Below are 16685 nucleotides of genomic sequence, written 5' to 3'. Positions count from 1 at the left end.
ATGTCTGTCGCCACCGCAGTCGCGGAGCAGGTCCTCAACGGACTCGTCGTGGGGATGGTGTACGTCCTCCTCGCGGCCGGCCTCTCCATCATCTTCGGCGTGATGGACGTCATCAACTTCGCCCACGGCGAACTGTTCGCCCTCGGGGCGTACTTCGCGTTCGCCATCGCGGGCCCGCTGGGAGGCGCAGGCTTCTGGGTCGCGCTCGTCGTGGCCCCGCTACTTGTCGGCGTCATCGGCATGGCTATCGAACGGCTCACCGTGAAGCGACTCTACGGCCGCGACCCGCTGTACCATATTCTCCTCACGTTCGGCTTAGTGCTCATCATCAATGACCTCATCACCTCGGTGTGGGGCAAGTCGGCCCAGCCGTTCCCAATCCCGGCCGCGCTCGACCAGCCGATTGCGCTGTTCGGGTTCACGTACTCGATGTACAACTACGCCATCATCGTCATCGGGTCGGTGCTCGCGCTCGGGACGTGGTTGCTTCTGAGCCGTACCCAGTTCGGGATGATAATCCGCGCCGGGTCCGAGGACCGCGAGATGGTCCGGAACCTCGGCATCAACATCGACCGCTACTACACGCTGACGTTCGGATTCGGCGCGGCGCTCGCGGGCGTCGCCGGCATCGTCCTCGGTGCGTTCCAGAACGTCAGTCCCACGATGGGCAACGCCGTCATCATCCCCGCCTTCGTCATCGTCGTCCTCGGCGGTCTCGGGTCGTTCCGAGGCGCAGTCGCTGGCGGCCTGTTCGTCGGTCTTGTCCAGACGCTGGCGCGGACCTACACGCCGTTCCTGGAGGGCCTCATCGTGTTCCTCCTCATGATTGTCGTGTTGGTCGTCAAGCCGACGGGTCTCTTCGGGACCTCTATCGGTGCCGGTGAGCACCACGACGGCGCACTGCTGCACGGGGCAGGCGGCGGCGTGCTCTCGTCTGAGACACGGGCGAAACTCGGTTACGCCGCCGTGGGCGTCCTCGTGCTCGTGCCGTTCCTCGCGGAGTTGACTGGGGTCACGTACTCCGTGACGCTCCTCGAAGACATCCTCATCTGGGCGCTGTTCGCGCTCAGCCTCGACTTAGTCCTCGGCTACGCGGGACTGGTCTCACTGGGACACACGCTGTTTTACGGCGTTGGCGCGTACGCATCAGTTCTCACGCTGATTCACATCTCGCCGTCGGTGTTCGTCGCACTCGTCGTGGCCGTGATAGTCTGCGCAGCCATCGCGTGGTTCGTGGGCTACCTATCGATACGGGTCTCCGGGGTATTCTTCGCCATGATTACCCTCGGGTTCGCGGAGTTGTTCTACAACGCCGTGTTCAAGTTCGACTTCACCGGCGGCTCTGACGGTCTCTTCGGCGTGGACGTGTTCTACGGTCTCGCCGGACTCGGCATCGACCCCAGTGAGTTCGAGATTCCGCTGGGCCTGTTCGTCTTCGACGGCGGCATCGTCCAGTACTACTTCCTCCTCGCCGTGGTCGTGGGGTCGTACTTGCTGGCGCGTCGGCTCATCCGCGCGCCCTTCGGGTCGGTCCTACAGGCCATCCGCGAGAGTGAAGACCGGGCCTCGTTCATCGGCTACGACGTGACGGCCTACAAGCGCCGCGCGTTCGTCGTCTCCGGCGGACTCGCCGGCCTCGCTGGCGGACTCTTCGCCGCGAACAACGGCTACGTCGCCCCGTCGTTCCTCCACTGGATTAACTCCGGTGAGGTCATCGTGATGACCGTCCTCGGCGGCATGGGGACGCTCTACGGCCCGATGATTGGCGCAGGTGTCTTCGTCGCCGCAGAAGACATCCTCTCGTCGTACATCGATCAGTGGCAGCTCGTCATCGGCGTGCTGTTCGTCCTGTTCGTCATCTTCGTCCCGCGGGGGCTCGTGTCGCTCCCGCAGACGGTCGCCGACCACCCCACGTTCGGGTCGGTGGTCCGCGACCAGACGAAAGTGACGGAGACGGAGGTGGAACAGCATGACTGAGCCCATCCTCCAGACGACGAATCTGACGAAGGAGTTCGGCAAACTCGTCGCCGTCGACGACGTGAACCTCGAAGTCGAACGCGGCGAGTTCCGGAGTCTCATCGGTCCCAACGGGGCCGGAAAGACGACGACGTTCAACCTGCTGACGGGGGCGCTTCGCCCGACGAACGGGACAGTCACGTTCAACGGCGAGGACGTGACCGGGCTGCCGCCGCACGAGCGCGTCCGCAAAGGCCTCGGTCGGTCGTTCCAGATTACGAACATCTTCTCCGGGCTCACGGTCCGCGAGAACGTCAGACTCTCGGCGCAGGCCGCACAGCACGAAGGCTTCCGCCCGACCGAGGAGTTCCTCAAGCGTGCGAACACCTTCGAGGAAGTAAACGCGCACACCCAGCGCGTCCTCGACCGCTCCGGCCTGTCGGGTCGCGGTGAGGAAGTCGCCGACAACCTCGCCTACGGTGACAAGCGGCGACTCGAAATCGCCATCGTGCTCGCCACGGACCCCGACATGGTCCTCCTCGACGAGCCGACGGCGGGGATGAGCGCCGAGGAGACGCGTGCGACGATGGACCTCATCGACGAGGTGCTGTCGGACCGGACGCTGCTCCTCATCGAACACGACATCGACCTCGTGATGCGCGTCTCCGACCGCATCACGGTGCTCCACCGGGGCGCGATACTCGCCGAGGGGACGCCCGATGAGGTTTCGGAAGACCCCGAAGTCCGCAGAGCGTACTTCGGAGGTGTCGAAGCGTGACCGACCCACTGCTTTCGGTCAGAGACCTCGTCTCCGGATACGGGTCGACGCGAGTCCTCCAGGGCGTCAACCTCGACGTCGACAAGGGCTCTGTCGTCACGCTCATCGGCCGCAACGGCGTCGGGAAGACGACGACGCTCCGCAGCATCCTCGGGAGTGTGTCGCCGACGAGTGGGACCGTCACCTTCGACGGCACCGACATCACCGGACTCTCGCCCGAAAAGACGGCACAGGAAGGTATCGCGCTCGTTCCAGAAGAGCGCCGCGTGTTCCCCGGACTGACTGTCCGCGAGAACGTCGAAATCGGTCGTATCGGCGGCCGACGTGACATCGAGAAACCGAGCGTCGACGAGATAATCGACGAGTTCGAAAACCTCGCGCGCCACCACGAGAGCAGGGGTGCGAACCTCTCGGGTGGCGAACAGCAGATGCTCGCCATCGCCCGCGCACTCGTCTCCGCGCCGGACCTCCTGATGCTCGACGAGCCGACCGAGGGCCTCGCCCCGTCCATCGTCAAGCAAGTCCAGCGGAAGATAACCGAGCTAAACGACGAGGGCGTCACCATCCTGCTCGTCGAACAGAACGTGCAGGTGGCGCTCGACGCGGCGGACTACGTCTACATCCTCGACAAAGGACAAGTCGTCCACGAGGGGCCCGCAGACGAAGTTGCCGCGTCCGAAGAAGTTCTCGACCGGTACCTCGGCGTCTCGCTCGCCGAGTAACCGAATCGTGGACAATTTTTTATGATAGTACGGAGGACTGTAGCGTAATGAGGGACAGCGACGCGGACGCGACACGACTCCCCAGAGACGAGTTACGGGACGTGCAGGACGAGCGTCTGGTGGAGACGGTTCGACACGCCTACGAGAACGTCGAGTTCTACCGCGAGGCGTTCGACGAAATGGGGCTCACACCGGACGACATCGAGGGCGTCGACGACATCTCGAAACTGCCGTTCACGACGAAAGAAGACTTCAGAGACGAGTATCCGACTGGCCTGTTCGCCGTCGATATGGACGATGTGGTTCGCATCCACGCCTCGTCTGGAACCACCGGGAAACCGAAAATCGTCGGCTACACCCAAGGTGACCTCGACGTGTGGCGCGAAGTAATGGCTCGGGGCTTTCGAGGGGCTGGGTTGACGAGTGACGACAGCCTCCAGAACGCCTACAGCTACGGGCTGTTCACAGGGGGGTTCGGCTTCCACGATGGGGCGACTGCGATGGGAATGGCGGTCGTCCCGACCGGCGGCGGCAACACCCAACGACAGGTGGAGATGCTCGCCGACCTCGACGTCGACGCCATCTGTCTCACCCCGTCGTACGCACTGTACCTCGCGGAAGTCGCAGACGACATGGGCTACGACCCGACCGACCTCGCACTGTCGACGATTCTCTTCGGCGCGGAACCCTGCACGGAACCGATGCGCAACGAGATAGAGACGCGCTTCGACGCGACCGCCGTCGAGAACTACGGGCTCTCGGAGATTATCGGTCCGGGCGTCGCCGTCGAATGTCTCGAACAGGATGGCATGCACATCTGGGAAGACCACTTCTACCCCGAACTCATCGACCCGGATACCGGCGACCCGGTCGAAGAAGGCGAGGAGGGTGAGCTCGTGTTGACGTCGCTCACGAAGACCGCGTTGCCCGTCCTCCGGTACCGAACTGGCGACTTGACCACCCTCGACTACGACACCTGTGGGTGCGGGCGAACAAGCGTGCGGATGAACTCCGTGACCGGCCGCGCAGACGACCTCATCATCGTCCGCGGGGTCAACTTCTATCCCAGCGAAGTCGAGTCGGTCGTCCTCGAATTCGACGAAGTCGCGCCCCACTACCGCATCGACCTCAGGCGAGAAGAGTCGCTCGACAGACTCGACTTGACGGTCGAACTCGCAGAGGACTTCGACGGCTCCCGAAGCGACCTCAAAGCCCGTATCCACAAACGACTCTCCAGTGTGCTGTCGTTTAACCCCGACGACGTGACGCTCGTCGAACCCGGCGACATTGAGCGCACGAAAGTCGGGAAAGTACAACGCGTCTACGACCATCGGTAACTGGGTTCCAGTCGCTTTTTCCGTCCGAGAGCTTCGACGGGCGAAACCAACTTAACGCCCACCTGAGATATAGCCGTATGGACATCGAGGAGTTCTTCGAGAGCATGCCATTCGCCCAACTCCTGGGCGTCGAGGTCACAGAAGTCGAAGACGGCTACGCAGAGGGCTACATCGAGATGCGAGAAGACCTCTCGTGGAACGCCGACCAGGTCATGGCCCACGGCGGCGTCACCTTCACGCTCGCGGACACGGTCGGCGGCGCGGCTCTCGTGAGTCTCGTCGACCAGCCCGTCCCGACTATCGACATGCGTATCGACTACCTGAACGCCGGAACTGGCGACCTTCGCGCTGAAGCGGACGTGGTTCGTCTCGGCGGCGACGTGGGCACCGTGGACGTGGATGTGTACGCAGAGGACGGGGCACACATCGCCAGCGCACGCGGCGTCTACAAAACTGGTTGACATTCTCCCCGCCCTAAAGGGCGAGGTTTTAGCCTTGAAAATTCATAACCTGCTTCTACGTCGGGCGAGGTACTCTTGCGACCCTCTTTCCCGACGCACCCAACCCCGCCACGGTTGGCGTAATCGGTAACAATTAATAATTGCGCTCCGAACACGAATCCGTAATGGAATACAGTGGACCGACGAGTCTCTACATCGACGGCGAGTGGGTAGACGCCGCCGCTGGCGAGACCATCGAGACCGTGGACCCCGCGACCGAGGAACTGTACGCAACAGTAGCACGCGCCGACGAGGAAGACGTCGATGCGGCAGTCCAAGCGGCGGACGCGGCAGCCGAGTACGGAAGCGAGTGGCGCTCGATGGGGCCATCCGAGCGCGGTCAGAAACTCCACGCGATGGCCGACGCCATCGAGGAGATGAAAGACGAGATTACGCTGGTCGAGTCCCACGACAACGGCAAGACGCCGTTCGAAGCCGGGATGGAAGTCCAGATGGTCATCGACACCTTCCGGTACTACGCCGGGTGGGCTGACAAAGTGACCGGCCAGTACAACCCGGTGCCGGGCGAGCGCGTAAACTTCACGACGCGCGAACCGCTCGGCGTCACCGCGCACATCGCCCCGTGGAACTACCCGTTCCAACTCGCGGGCCGGAGCCTCGCCCCCGCGCTGGCCTGCGGCAACACAACCGTCCTGAAGCCATCGAGCCAGACGCCGCTGTCGGCGCTCTACTACGGCCTCGCCGCGGACGAGGCTGGCATCCCCGACGGTGTCGTCAACGTCGTGCCCGGCTCTGGGTCCGGCGCGGGGTCCGCACTCGCGTCGCACCCGGACGTCGAACACGTCACCTTCACCGGCAGCACCGAAATCGGCAAGCAGGTCATGGCCGACGCCGCCGAGAACGTCACCGGCGTGACGCTCGAACTCGGCGGGAAGGGGCCGAACATCGTCCTCCCGGACGCCGACCTCGACGCCGCCGCGAAGGGCGTCCACTACGGTATCTTCATGAACGCCGGTCAGATGTGCTGGGCCGGGTCGCGCCTCCTCGTCCACGAGGACGTCGCGGACGAACTGGTCGAGAAAATCGTCCAGCGCGCCGAGTCCACCACGCTCGGCTCCGGCATCGACGACGACGCCCGCATGGGTCCCGTCGTCAGCGAGAGCCACATGGAGGACGTACTGGAGTACATCTCCATCGGTGAGAAAGAAGGCGCGACCGTCGCCTGTGGCGGCGGTGTCGACGAGGACAAAGACTCGGGCTACTTCGTCAGACCGACCGTCCTGACCGACGTGAGCAACGACATGACGGTCGCCCGCGAGGAAATCTTCGGGCCGGTTCTCTCGGTCATCGAGTTCTCGGACTGGGAGGAAGCAGTGGAACTCGCCAACGACTCGCCGTACGGCCTCCTCGCCGGTATCTGGACGCAAGGGCTTTCGAAGGCCCACCGCGTCGCCGACCGCCTCGACTACGGCATGGTCAGCGTCAACGAGTACCCGGTGACGTTCCCGCAGACGCCCTTCGGCGGCACGAAGCAGAGCGGCCACGGCCGCGAGCAGGGCGAAGAAGCAGTCCGCGAGTTCACGCAGGCAAAGAACGTCAACATCAACATCTGAGGACGACGGTCGGCGTCTTCGAGCGCCAATTCGGTGCCAGTTGGAAAAGCGGCGACTGCCCTGTGCCCCCGTTTTTCACAATCCCAATTTCGGCTTAGAAGGGGGCGATTCGAACCCCGCGAGCGTCCCGCTCAGCGAGGTGACTGGCTCAGTCAGTTACGACTCAGCGTTTCGAAGAGAGATGGAGAAATCGAGGAATGGATGCAATCAGGCACAGACGGGCACAACCGAGAGTCGGGCCGCTCAGCCGAACTTCTCGAATGGTTCTTCGCAGTCGTGGCAGTAGTGCATCGACCGACAGAGCGAGGGACCCTTCGGGTGCTCGCGGTCGGTGTTCGTCCCGTCGCAGTAGGGACACTGCGCACCTGCCGTCTCTCCGGTCGTCGTGACGCTCGGGTCTGAAAGTCGTCTCATGGTTACACGCTCAGGCCGAAATCGCGGAGGTCGTCGCGCCCCTGTTCGGTCACCATCGCGGTGGACCACGCGGGACTCCACACGAGGTTGATGAGCACGTCTTCGACGCCCTCGACCGCCTCGACTGCCGACCGGATGTCGTCTCGCAGCATGTTGCGAGCCGGACAGCCGGTGTAGGTGAGGGTCATGTCGATTCGCGCTTCGCCGGTCTCCGATTCGACCCCGACGGCGTAGATGAGACCCAAGTCGACGATGCTGATAGGCATCTCCGGGTCCTCGACCGTGTAGAGAGCGTCCCACACGTCGCGCTCGATGCCGACGGCACCCTCGCCAGTCGCGGGGAGTTCTTCGTGGGCGGTGCCCTCGCTGTAGTCTGTGTGTGCGCAGTACTGCGCCTCGGTCGGGTCGGGGTCGAATTCACTACTCATCGTCTGGGTCCTTCATAATCTTCGCCGCCTCGTGGCGGCCGAGTTCACGGTAACTCTTCGTGAACTCGTCGTAGAGGTCGAACCACGCGTCGGTGTGGGACTGGTCACGCCCGAGTTCGTCCGGGAGGTCGAAGTCGGCGTGGTGGACGTCGTACTGTTCGGGTAACTGTGCTTCCTCGACGTGCAGGCCGACCGATTCGAGTCTCGGGACGACCTCGTCGAGCCACTCCTCACGCATGGTGAGGAGGTTCTCCGTGCGGATGCCGAGGTCGTCGATTCGTGCCTCGATGTCCTCGTCGGTCGGCGCGAACAGCGTCAGCGCGTGGGGCATGAGCCTGTCCACGGCGTCCTGCATCCGAGCGCGCGACTCGTCGTCCTCACAGAGGCGTTCGAGCCAACTACGGGCGTGTTCGCGGTGGTACGTCTCCTCGGCGAGAATCTTCTCGATGCGGTCGGCCAGACGCGGATACGACGAGCCTTCGAGCGCCTGCAGGCGAATGTACTCGGCTTCGTCGAAGAGGAACGACCGGACGACGTAGTCGGCCCAGTCACCCTCGTCGAACGGGAGTTCACAGAGGGTGCTGTGTCGCCATTCGCTCGCGTCGCGCTCCCAGATGAGGTCGGGTTCCTCGTAGCCGAAGTCTTCGAGCAGGTCGTAATAGAGGCGGGCGTGCCCCAGTTCGTCCTGCGCGATGTTGGCGACCGAGATGTCCGACTCGATAGTCGGCGCGCGAACCTGCCACTCGGTGTAGCGCTCGGCGATGACGAACTCGTCGTCCGCCAGACTGAACAGGAGCGCCTCGAGGGCCTCCCGCTCGTCGTCGGAGAGGTCCTGCGGTCCGGGGAGTTGTTTCGCTGCCGCCATCAGTCGTCACCCTCCACGACGGAGCGCCGCTGTTGTTCGGCTTCGGACTGTTCGCTCTCGGAGGCGGCGACCTCTTCGGCGGCGGCCTCGAAGTTGTAGGTCATCGCCCAGCGGTAGGACTTGTCGGTCGTGCCGCCGAAGGCGACGTCTTCGGTGTCGACTTCGCCGATTTCGTCCTTCGGAACGACCCACAGGCTGTTGGTGGGCATCCGCCGCCCGTGCTGTACTTCTGCGAACAGCAACGCCATGTCGCGGTCGGGTGCGTGGACGTTGCCGCAGTGCGTGTGATAGTCGCCAGCTTTCTTTTGTCGGAAGACTTCCCAAATCATCGAATCACTCCGTTAGTCCGCCGCCTGCGGGCTCTCGCCGCCGCCGTAGATGCCCTGTTCGTGCTTGTCCATCGATTCGCGAACCCACGCGACCGCCTCTTGGGCCTTCTTGCGGCCGTCGATTTGGCCGACACCGGGTTCGTACTCGTTTTTCGCAATCTGGAAGAACTCGTCCCAGTCGAGGTCATCTTCGTTGACCTCGTAGGTTCCGTCGTCGTTCTTCGTGATGCGCGGGGTGTCCGGGATTTCGAGGCCGTACTTCTCGGCCTTCGGGACGTAGCTGTTGAGGAACGCCCGCCGGAGTTCGTCGTTCGACATCTGCTTGAGGCCAACCTCACTGGCGAAGCCGTGATGGGTCGACTGCTTGTCGGTGGGACCGAAGAACTGGATGATACGAGGCCACCACTTCTCGAAGGCCTCTTGGGTCATCTCCTGTTCCTTCTTGGAGCCGGTCATCAGTTCGTGGAGGATTGCCTCGCCGTGTTTGACGTGGAATCCCTCCTCGAAACAGACCTTGTCCATCGCGTGGGCGTACGGCTCCCACGAGGTGTTCTTCAGCGTCGCCTGCCGACGCATCGCCGCGCCGTCGACGAAGAACGCAATCATCGGGGTCTCCACCCACGACTCCATCGGGTAGTGGAAGCAGTTCAGGAACTTCCCTTCGCCGTTGGCGAGTTCGTCGAGCATCTCGTCGCGAGTCTTGATGCCCAGACTCTCGGCGGCGCGGTACAGGAGTTGCCCGTGGCCGAGTTCGTCCTGCGTCTTCGCCGAAAACGCGAGTTTGCGCTCTAAGCTCGGTGCCTGACGGATGAAGGGTCGCTCCAGATACGCCCCCATAATCTCGCTGTTCGCGTGGAACTGAATCATCCGGGTCGCAGCCTTACGATACTCCTCCGGCATGTCGTCTTTGGCGGAGAACTCTCGCGGCCCTGCCCGTTCTTTGACGGTTTCGATGTCCATCTCTCTGCCATAAACTATCGTGAGCAACCACTTACCGATTGGCCCGCCTATAGACTGCATTTTTATACCGGTCGTGCGTGTGTACACGTGTCATGATAGACGAGTGCCTCGTCGCGGAGTTCCGCATCGAGGGAGACGACTGTCCCCTCGCGCGTGCAACCGCCGACGCAGCAGTAACGGTCGATGCGGCGGCCCCACAACTTCGGACAGATGGAAACGTGCTGCTCCGCTTTTCAGCGCCGCTCGATGACCGACTGGCGACGACGCTGGACCGCGACGAGCGAATCCGGTATCTCCACGTCACGGGGGGTGACGACGCCTGTACGTATCGGTGTCTCTCGAAACACCCGTGTGTCGTCCACGAACTCGTCGACGAGGGCTTCCTCGTCGAGTCGATGCAGTACAGCGGGGGCGGGGCGACGATGCGCGGTGCCGTCGTCGGCTACGACGTGCTTCGGGGTGTGATGGAGAAAGCGGGCCAGACAGTCGGAATCACACTCCAGCGTGTCTATCCGCTCCGTGCCGACGAAGACGAACCAATCGGCCGTGCGTGGGACCTGACTCCGGCGCAAGAAGAGAGCCTTCGCGTCGCGTTGGAGTTGGGCTACTTCGCCATCCCGAGGCAACACACTGCAGACGAGGTTGCAACGGAACTCGGCATCAGCAAGTCCGCGTTCCTCGAACGCTTACGCCGAGCACAGCAGTCGCTCTTTCGGACAATTTTCGGCGAGACTATATAAGTGCTGTCCGTGTACACCGGCGTATGCGAGTCGAAGACGCCGACGGCGTCCGAGTTGTAGCGTTCGACCGCCCCGAGGTAAAGAACGCCTTCACCGGCGACGTGGCACGCGAACTCTCGGAAGCGCTCGAAGAGGTGACTCCCGAAGAGTTCGATGCCGTCGTTCTCACCGGCGACGGCGACGCCTTCAGCGCAGGCGGCGACATCGAGGCGATGGCCAAGCGAGACGAAACCGCCCGCGAAGCGTACGAACGCGTCCGGGGAACACTCGGACGGGTTGCCGAGGCGATTCTCACTGCCCCGGTTCCGGTCGTCGCCAAGGTCAACGGCGACGCCGTCGGTGCTGGGACTTCGGTCGTCGCCGCCTGCGACTTCGCCTACGCCGCCCAGGATGCTCGATTCGGTGCCTCGTTCGTCAACGTCGGTCTCGTCCCTGATGCGGGTGCGACTGTGACCCTTCCCCGACTTATCGGCCTCCGAGCGGCGAAAGAGCTGGCGTTCACGGGAAAACTCATCTCGGCCGAGCGAGCGGCCGAACTCGACTTGGTGAACGAGGTAGTCGCCGCCGCCGAACTCGATTCGGTCGTCGACGAGATGGTCGAAACGCTCGCCTCGCGCCCGACGGAGACGCTCGCACTCGCAAAAGAGGCGATTCACGCGAATCTCGGCCGGTCGTGGCGCGACGGCCTCGAACACGAAGCGCACGCTCAGACGCTCGCCTACGATACCGACTCCCACGAGGAAGGCGTCTCGGCGTTTCTCGAAAAGCGGCGACCGGAGTTCGACTGAATCAGCTCCCACTCAGACAGTACTGGTGGCTTCTGATTCGAGGATGCGGTTTAGATTCTCGCCTTCCTCTCTCATGTGCTCCCGAACAGCGTCGAACTCCCGCCGATTCAACCGGGCACCGATTGGGCCGGTCCGTACCTTGATTCGTTGGGTAAAGTCGCAGCCGTCGGTGGTCGGGTCGATGGTGAAACTGAGAGACGGCATGAGCAGTCCCACCAGCCACGACGTGGGTTTGAACTCGATGTACCGGTCGGGAACGACCTCCGTGAATCGGACCGTCTTCTGCTGTAGCTTGCCCGCGATGCGCTCTTCGAAATACGCCTCCGCACCGGTCTCTAACCCATCACCACTCACCCACCGAAATTCGATGTGGTCGGGGTGCCAGCGCTCGTAATTCTCGTCCATCGTCTCGAAGAAGTGGTAGATGCTTTCGGCGGACGCGTTCACGCTGGTGGTCTCTTCGAGAATCATCGTGCATCTAGATACTTCCTCCCACAGGATAACGGTTCGTTCGGTGGCACACGCTGAACCGCCGGGAAAACCACGACTCGTCCGAAAAACAGGCGTGAGCCGGGTTACAGCCCGAGGAACTCCTCGGCGTTCTCCCAGAGAAGCTTTCGCTTGACCTCGTCGGGCGCGTCGAAGTACTCGTCGAACGATTCGAACCAGCGCTCGGGGCGAATCATCGGGTAGTCGGTGCCGAACATCACCTTGTCCTGCAGGACCGTCTTCGCGTAGTGAAGCACCTGGTCGTCGATGTACTTCGGCAGCCACCCCGAGAAGTCCATGTAGACGTTCCCCTTCTGCTGGCAGATGGCCAGTTGCTCTTTCTCCCACGGGAACGCCGGGTGAGCGATGAGAATCTGGAGGTCCGGGTGTTCCGCCGCCACGTCGTCGATGAGCATCGGATTTCCGTACTTGATTTTGAGGCCGCGTCCGCCGGGCGAACCAGCACCGAGCGTGGAGTTCCCGCCGTGGAAGACGACTGGCACGCCGAGGTCCTCGATGGTGTCGAAGAGTTCGGTATGTTCCTCGTCACTCGGGTCGAAGCCCTGTGCGATTTGCTGGAACTTGAACCCGGAGAGGTCGAGGTCTTCGACGCACCGAATCGCCTCCTCGACGCAGTCGTCTTTCAGCGGGTCGACGCTCCCGAATCCGATGAAGAAGTCCGGGTACTCGTCGCGGATTTCGGCGACGTAGTCGTTCGGAACCGGCGGGTTGCCCGTGTTCGTCTCGGCGTCCCACCCGAGCATGATGGCCTTTCCGATGCCCTGTTCGTGGTACTCCTCTATCATCGCCTCATAGTCCCACGTCTCCATCTCCGTGCCGAACTTGTTCGCCGCGTCCTGCATCATCTCGCCGCCAGCGTCCCGCAGGAACTCCGCCGTCGGCTGGTGTGCGTGGGTGTCGATGATGCGCGGCTCGTCGAGTGTATCCCTCACGGTCATCAGTGTACAACTACGCCGTGACGGTAAAAATCGAACGGAGTCGGGCAATTCAGTCCGAGAAATCGTCTGCCATCGACTGGAACGCGTCGGTGACGAGTGGGACAATCCACGCGTGGTCTTCGAGAGCCGTCTGCAACGTCTCGTAATAGGCGACGTCGTCGCCAGCGGAGAAATTGTAGGTCGCCCGCCAGAGAACGTGTTCGTCGTCTTCGACCAACGTCGACTCCACCCACGACCCGTCGACGAGTTCGTCAGGGTCGTCGTGGGTGACGGCGTCGGCGAGAACCTGTCGGAGCGCCCCGAGGTTCTCATCGGCCGGTGACGCCTGGTCCTCACCCTCGACGAGGTCGGCTGTGAGTTCGAGATGGAACGTCCCGCGACCGAACAACTCTAGGGTGGGATGGTGTCTGAAATACAGGTCGACTCCGAATTCTCGCCCGATGCTCCACGCGTCAGGAGCGACACGGCCCCACGAATCGCCGATGTTACCGGGAACCCACGAGACTCCCTCGGTCTCGGGTGGGTTGGCGACGATAGTGTCTGCCCATTCGTATTGGAGTGTGCGCGTGACAAATTCTTCGGTGCGACTGCCGGATACTCCTCGCTGTCCATCCCGGTTTGTCGCAGGTGGCCCGTCGTCGCCGCCTTCCGTTGGTTCACCCATATGTGACGGTAACACGACAGTACACCATATATCTTTCATCGTTTTGACGTGATTTGGAAGCGGAAGTACGCGTCCAGGCTTCGACCGCGATTCTCCCCGCGCTTACTCCTGTGCGTCGACGACCGCGACGCCAGCCATGTTGACGATGTCCTTCACTTCGTCGCCGCGCTGGAGGACGTGCACGGGTTTGTCCATGCCGACGAGCATCGGGCCGATGGCCTCCGCACCGCCGAGACGCTGGAGGAGTTTGTAGCCGATATTCCCTGCTTCGAGGTTCGGGAAGACCAGCACGTTCGCCGGACCGTCGAGGTCGGCGAAGTCGTAGGTGTCGGTCAGCATCTCCTCGACGAGCGCCGTGTCGGCTTGCATCTCACCGTCGACCGGGAAGTCCACGGCCGGGTCGTCGTGCAGGAGTTTCACGGCCTCCCTCGGTTTGCGGGTGCCCTCGTTTTCGACGCTGCCGAAGTCGGAGTACGACAGCAGTGCGGCGCGAGGTTCGACGTTGAACCGACGAGCGAGTTCTGCCGTATGCTTCGTCACTTCCGCAAGGACGTTCTCGTCGGGGTCGAGGTTGACCGTCGCGTCGGCGCAGAAGACGACGCGGTTCTTGAACGTCAGCATGTAGACGCCGGCCGCGTAGTCGGCGTCGTCTGCGGTCCCGATGATTTGCAGCGGTGGGCGGAGCGCAGACGGGTAGTGGTGGGTAAGCCCCGTCAGCATCGCGTCGGCGTCGTCCATCTCGACCATCACGCTGGCGAAGTAGTTCGGGTCCTGCCGGATGAGTTCGCTCGCCTCGGTCCGAGTGAGCCCCTTGCGCTGGCGCTGTTCGTACAGGTAGTCGGCGTAGTGGTTCCACTCGCCGTCGTGGGGGTTGGCGATGATAGGGTCGAAGTCGAGGCCGAGTTCTTCGGCCTTCCGGAGGATTCGGGTCGTCCGGCCGACGAGAATCGGTTCGGCGATGCCCTCTTCGAGCAGTTGACTGGCCGCGCGAATCGTCTTCTCGTCTTCGCCCTCGGCGAGCACGACGCGCTTGGGGTTCGACATCGCCTTGTTGAGGACGACGCGCATCATCTCGCGGGACTTCCCGAGACGCGCTTCTAACTCTTCGCGGTACACGTCGAGGTCGCGCTCGCGGCGTGCAGCACCGCTCTCCATCGCCGCTTTCGCCACCGCTGGCGTCACCTCGTAGAGAACACGCTGGTCGAGCGGTTTCGGGATGAGATAGTTAGGGCCGAACTGCAACGGTTCGTCGCCGTACGCTTTGACGACCGCGTCGGGAACGTCCTCTCTGGCGAGGTTGGCGAGTGCCTCGGCGGCCGCGCGTTTCATCTCCTCGTTGATTTCTGTCGCCCGAACGTCGAGTGCGCCGCGGAAGATGAAGGGGAATCCGAGGACGTTGTTCACCTGGTTCGGGTAATCCGACCGCCCAGTCGCCATGATAACCATGTCGTCGCGGGCGTTCTTGGCCTCCTCGTAGGAAATTTCGGGGTCCGGATTCGCCATCGCGAAGATGATTGGGTCGTTCGCCATCGACCGAACCATCTCCTGTGAGACGATGCCGCCGACAGAGAGGCCGACGAACACGTCTGCACCCGCCATCGCGTCTTCGAGGGTGCCGTCCGAAACGCCACGGGCGAACGGTTCGGTGTACTCGTCGAGGTCGCCGGCCTCGGCACGGGACTCCGAGAGAATCCCGTCGATATCGCACATGGTGATGTTTTCGTGTGGGATGCCGAGCGAGACGTAGAATCGAGCAGTGGCGGTTGCCGCCGCGCCCGCCCCGGCGAACGTGACTTCCAACTCAGAGAGGTCCTTGCCGACGATATCGACCGCGTTGAGGAGGGCTGCCCCGGAGATGATTGCCGTCCCGTGCTGGTCGTCGTGGAAGACAGGAATCGACATCTCCTCACGGAGGCGCTCTTCGATTTGGAAGCACTGCGGTGCTTTGATGTCTTCGAGGTTGATGCCGCCGAACGTCGGTTCCATCGCCGCGACCGCCTGCACGAACGCCTCGGTCTCTTCGAGGTCGAGTTCGACGTCGAACACGTCGATATCGGCGAAGCGCTTGAACAGGACGCCCTTCCCCTCCATGACCGGTTTCGACGCCTGCGCACCGATATCACCGAGACCGAGCACGGCCGACCCGTTGGAGACGACGCCCACGAGGTTTTCTTTCGCGGTGTACTCGTAGGCGAGCGTTTCGTCGTCTGCGATATCCCGACACGGGGCTGCGACGCCCGGCGAGTATGCGAGCGAGAGGTCTCGTTGCGTGTTCGTCGGTTTCGTCGTCGAAATCTCTAGCTTGCCCGGTGGAGACTCCCGATGGTACTCCCGTGCGTCGTCTTCCAGTGTCATTGGGTACGCTCGCCTGAGGGAGGGAGGGTAGTAGTCTCTTCGTTCGGACAGCCGAGCGGGGGTGCGTAACAGGGCCCACGTGTCGAATCGTGGTGAGCCTCGTTGCGAGCCCCGAATCAATCTCCGCGTCGAGCCTCAGCGGTCCCAGTGTCGAACGGGATACGATTGTACCCCGCCCTGCGTGTTCCGCGCAATCACCGTCGCCGTCGCCGACGTCCGGTCGTCGACCTGCTCTGTGGACTCCTCGTAGTACAGCACAGTCAGGTCCAGACAGGCGCGAAGGAGTTCGTTCGACTGCAGTCGATACCGGTCCGTCCGCGGGCCGACCGTCGCAGGCGGGTCAGACCGAAGGTGATGCTGGTAAAACAGCACGCCGCCGGGGTTCAGAGCCGCTTTGATATCGCTCAGTCTGTCGAGCGTCTTGTAGTAGCTGATGGTGATAACGTCGTAGGTGTGCTCGGGGAAATCGTAGGTTTTGGCGTCCGCCTGAATCGTCTCGATTCGGTCCTCGACGCCGGTCTCGCGGGCACGCTCGCGGACGATTCGAAGCCCCTCTTCGGAGAAGTCGAGCGCGTCCACGTCGTATCCTCGCTCGGCGAGAAACAGCGAATTGCGGCCAGTTCCGGTCGCAACGTCCAGTGCCCGCCCTTCCGGGAACGTCTCGACGTGCGCCCGCAACACGGGCGACGGGTCGGGGTCGGTCGGGTACGTTCCGTCGCGGAACCGCTCGTCCCACTCCATAGTGGGTCTTCGGAGCCGACTGTGTTCAACGTCCGGGAAGTCAGGTGTGCCGACACCGCAACGTCCGGAAATACAGGTGTCAGATA

Annotated in this window: 18 protein-coding genes; 8 read left to right on the top strand and 10 right to left on the bottom strand. The window is 62.9% G+C overall.

All coding sequences use genetic code 11. The features are described 5' to 3' along the window. The 6 genes from KU306_RS18860 (at window position 1) to KU306_RS18835 (ending at window position 6867) form a co-directional block, all read left to right on the top strand. Window positions 1-1977 (top strand): ABC transporter permease, encoded by a 1977-nt coding sequence (locus KU306_RS18860; protein ID WP_007541015.1) that lies wholly within the window; start codon window positions 1-3, stop codon window positions 1975-1977. Continuing rightward, window positions 1970-2734 carry an ABC transporter ATP-binding protein gene (locus tag KU306_RS18855; protein WP_258303752.1) on the top strand — a complete coding sequence of 255 codons (765 nt, stop codon included), beginning with the start codon at window positions 1970-1972 and terminating at the stop codon, window positions 2732-2734. The genes KU306_RS18860 and KU306_RS18855 overlap by 8 nt, the downstream gene beginning before the upstream one ends. Continuing rightward, the gene (locus KU306_RS18850; RefSeq protein WP_258303751.1) at window positions 2731-3456 is read left to right on the top strand and encodes an ABC transporter ATP-binding protein; all 726 of its coding nucleotides are present in this window, start codon (window positions 2731-2733) and stop codon (window positions 3454-3456) included. The genes KU306_RS18855 and KU306_RS18850 overlap by 4 nt, the downstream gene beginning before the upstream one ends. Before the next feature lie 47 nt (window positions 3457-3503). Continuing rightward, window positions 3504-4793 carry a phenylacetate--CoA ligase PaaK gene (paaK, locus tag KU306_RS18845; RefSeq protein WP_258303750.1) on the top strand — a complete coding sequence of 430 codons (1290 nt, stop codon included), beginning with the start codon at window positions 3504-3506 and terminating at the stop codon, window positions 4791-4793. Between the two features lie 77 nt (window positions 4794-4870). Next, window positions 4871-5254: a PaaI family thioesterase gene (locus KU306_RS18840; protein WP_007541008.1), complete on the top strand. Its 384-nt coding sequence runs from the start codon at window positions 4871-4873 to the stop codon at window positions 5252-5254. A 164-nt stretch (window positions 5255-5418) separates the two neighbouring features. Then, on the top strand, window positions 5419-6867 hold the full coding sequence (locus tag KU306_RS18835; protein WP_258303749.1) for an aldehyde dehydrogenase family protein: 1449 nt from the start codon (window positions 5419-5421) through the stop codon (window positions 6865-6867). 243 nt (window positions 6868-7110) lie between these two features. Here KU306_RS18835 and paaE read toward each other — a convergent pair whose 3' ends face one another. The 5 genes from paaE to paaA are packed head-to-tail and all read right to left on the bottom strand — an operon-like array spanning window position 7111 to window position 9863. Further along, window positions 7111-7281 (bottom strand): 1,2-phenylacetyl-CoA epoxidase subunit PaaE, encoded by a 171-nt coding sequence (gene paaE, locus KU306_RS18830; protein WP_007541004.1) that lies wholly within the window; start codon window positions 7279-7281, stop codon window positions 7111-7113. 2 nt (window positions 7282-7283) lie between these two features. Continuing rightward, window positions 7284-7709, bottom strand: coding sequence for a 1,2-phenylacetyl-CoA epoxidase subunit PaaD (gene paaD, locus KU306_RS18825; RefSeq protein WP_007541002.1), 426 nt, complete (start codon window positions 7707-7709; stop codon window positions 7284-7286). Beyond that, entirely contained in the window at window positions 7702-8574 is an 873-nt protein-coding gene (gene paaC, locus KU306_RS18820) for a 1,2-phenylacetyl-CoA epoxidase subunit PaaC (protein ID WP_007541000.1), read from the bottom strand. Before paaC ends, paaD begins: the two co-directional genes overlap by 8 nt. Beyond that, on the bottom strand, window positions 8574-8903 hold the full coding sequence (paaB, locus tag KU306_RS18815) for a 1,2-phenylacetyl-CoA epoxidase subunit PaaB (protein WP_007540998.1): 330 nt from the start codon (window positions 8901-8903) through the stop codon (window positions 8574-8576). The genes paaC and paaB overlap by 1 nt, the downstream gene beginning before the upstream one ends. Before the next feature lie 12 nt (window positions 8904-8915). Continuing rightward, complete coding sequence (gene paaA, locus KU306_RS18810; RefSeq protein ID WP_007540997.1) at window positions 8916-9863, bottom strand: 1,2-phenylacetyl-CoA epoxidase subunit PaaA; 948 nt, start codon at window positions 9861-9863, stop codon at window positions 8916-8918. Between the two features lie 92 nt (window positions 9864-9955). Here paaA and KU306_RS18805 point away from each other — a divergent pair, with 92 nt between their 5' ends. Further along, window positions 9956-10603, top strand: a complete 648-nt coding sequence (locus tag KU306_RS18805) for a helix-turn-helix domain-containing protein (RefSeq protein WP_258303747.1) — start codon at window positions 9956-9958, stop codon at window positions 10601-10603. A 23-nt stretch (window positions 10604-10626) separates the two neighbouring features. Next, window positions 10627-11391 (top strand): enoyl-CoA hydratase/isomerase family protein, encoded by a 765-nt coding sequence (locus KU306_RS18800; protein ID WP_007540993.1) that lies wholly within the window; start codon window positions 10627-10629, stop codon window positions 11389-11391. Between the two features lie 12 nt (window positions 11392-11403). Here KU306_RS18800 and KU306_RS18795 read toward each other — a convergent pair whose 3' ends face one another. The 5 genes from KU306_RS18795 to KU306_RS18775 all read right to left on the bottom strand — a co-directional run bounded on the left by KU306_RS18795 (window position 11404) and on the right by KU306_RS18775 (window position 16599). After that, complete coding sequence (locus KU306_RS18795) at window positions 11404-11862, bottom strand: SRPBCC family protein (RefSeq protein WP_258303746.1); 459 nt, start codon at window positions 11860-11862, stop codon at window positions 11404-11406. 104 nt (window positions 11863-11966) lie between these two features. Then, window positions 11967-12839 (bottom strand): amidohydrolase family protein, encoded by an 873-nt coding sequence (locus tag KU306_RS18790; protein ID WP_007540989.1) that lies wholly within the window; start codon window positions 12837-12839, stop codon window positions 11967-11969. Between the two features lie 49 nt (window positions 12840-12888). Beyond that, complete coding sequence (locus tag KU306_RS18785; RefSeq protein ID WP_258303745.1) at window positions 12889-13503, bottom strand: hypothetical protein; 615 nt, start codon at window positions 13501-13503, stop codon at window positions 12889-12891. A gap of 102 nt (window positions 13504-13605) precedes the next feature. Then, window positions 13606-15858 (bottom strand): NADP-dependent malic enzyme, encoded by a 2253-nt coding sequence (locus tag KU306_RS18780; protein WP_258303744.1) that lies wholly within the window; start codon window positions 15856-15858, stop codon window positions 13606-13608. Between the two features lie 135 nt (window positions 15859-15993). Continuing rightward, window positions 15994-16599, bottom strand: coding sequence for a class I SAM-dependent methyltransferase (locus KU306_RS18775; RefSeq protein ID WP_258303743.1), 606 nt, complete (start codon window positions 16597-16599; stop codon window positions 15994-15996). Window positions 16600-16685 lie beyond the last annotated feature (86 nt).

This window comes from Haloferax larsenii (genome assembly GCF_024730625.1).
GTDB classification, from domain to species: Archaea; Halobacteriota; Halobacteria; order Halobacteriales; family Haloferacaceae; genus Haloferax; species Haloferax larsenii.
This window is presented reverse-complemented; position numbering and strand designations above follow the sequence as displayed.

Coding starts and splice junctions, on each gene's coding strand:
- KU306_RS18860 (WP_007541015.1), top strand. CDS start 1: ATGTCTGTCGCCACCGCAGTCGCGGAGCAGGTCCTCAACGGACTCGTC.
- KU306_RS18855 (WP_258303752.1), top strand. CDS start 1,970: ATGACTGAGCCCATCCTCCAGACGACGAATCTGACGAAGGAGTTCGGC.
- paaK (WP_258303750.1), top strand. CDS start 3,504: ATGAGGGACAGCGACGCGGACGCGACACGACTCCCCAGAGACGAGTTA.
- KU306_RS18840 (WP_007541008.1), top strand. CDS start 4,871: ATGGACATCGAGGAGTTCTTCGAGAGCATGCCATTCGCCCAACTCCTG.
- KU306_RS18835 (WP_258303749.1), top strand. CDS start 5,419: ATGGAATACAGTGGACCGACGAGTCTCTACATCGACGGCGAGTGGGTA.
- paaE (WP_007541004.1), bottom strand. CDS start 7,281: ATGAGACGACTTTCAGACCCGAGCGTCACGACGACCGGAGAGACGGCA.
- paaD (WP_007541002.1), bottom strand. CDS start 7,709: ATGAGTAGTGAATTCGACCCCGACCCGACCGAGGCGCAGTACTGCGCA.
- paaC (WP_007541000.1), bottom strand. CDS start 8,574: ATGGCGGCAGCGAAACAACTCCCCGGACCGCAGGACCTCTCCGACGAC.
- paaB (WP_007540998.1), bottom strand. CDS start 8,903: ATGATTTGGGAAGTCTTCCGACAAAAGAAAGCTGGCGACTATCACACG.
- paaA (WP_007540997.1), bottom strand. CDS start 9,863: ATGGACATCGAAACCGTCAAAGAACGGGCAGGGCCGCGAGAGTTCTCC.
- KU306_RS18805 (WP_258303747.1), top strand. CDS start 9,956: ATGATAGACGAGTGCCTCGTCGCGGAGTTCCGCATCGAGGGAGACGAC.
- KU306_RS18800 (WP_007540993.1), top strand. CDS start 10,627: ATGCGAGTCGAAGACGCCGACGGCGTCCGAGTTGTAGCGTTCGACCGC.
- KU306_RS18795 (WP_258303746.1), bottom strand. CDS start 11,862: ATGATTCTCGAAGAGACCACCAGCGTGAACGCGTCCGCCGAAAGCATC.
- KU306_RS18790 (WP_007540989.1), bottom strand. CDS start 12,839: ATGACCGTGAGGGATACACTCGACGAGCCGCGCATCATCGACACCCAC.
- KU306_RS18785 (WP_258303745.1), bottom strand. CDS start 13,503: ATGGGTGAACCAACGGAAGGCGGCGACGACGGGCCACCTGCGACAAAC.
- KU306_RS18780 (WP_258303744.1), bottom strand. CDS start 15,858: ATGACACTGGAAGACGACGCACGGGAGTACCATCGGGAGTCTCCACCG.
- KU306_RS18775 (WP_258303743.1), bottom strand. CDS start 16,599: ATGGAGTGGGACGAGCGGTTCCGCGACGGAACGTACCCGACCGACCCC.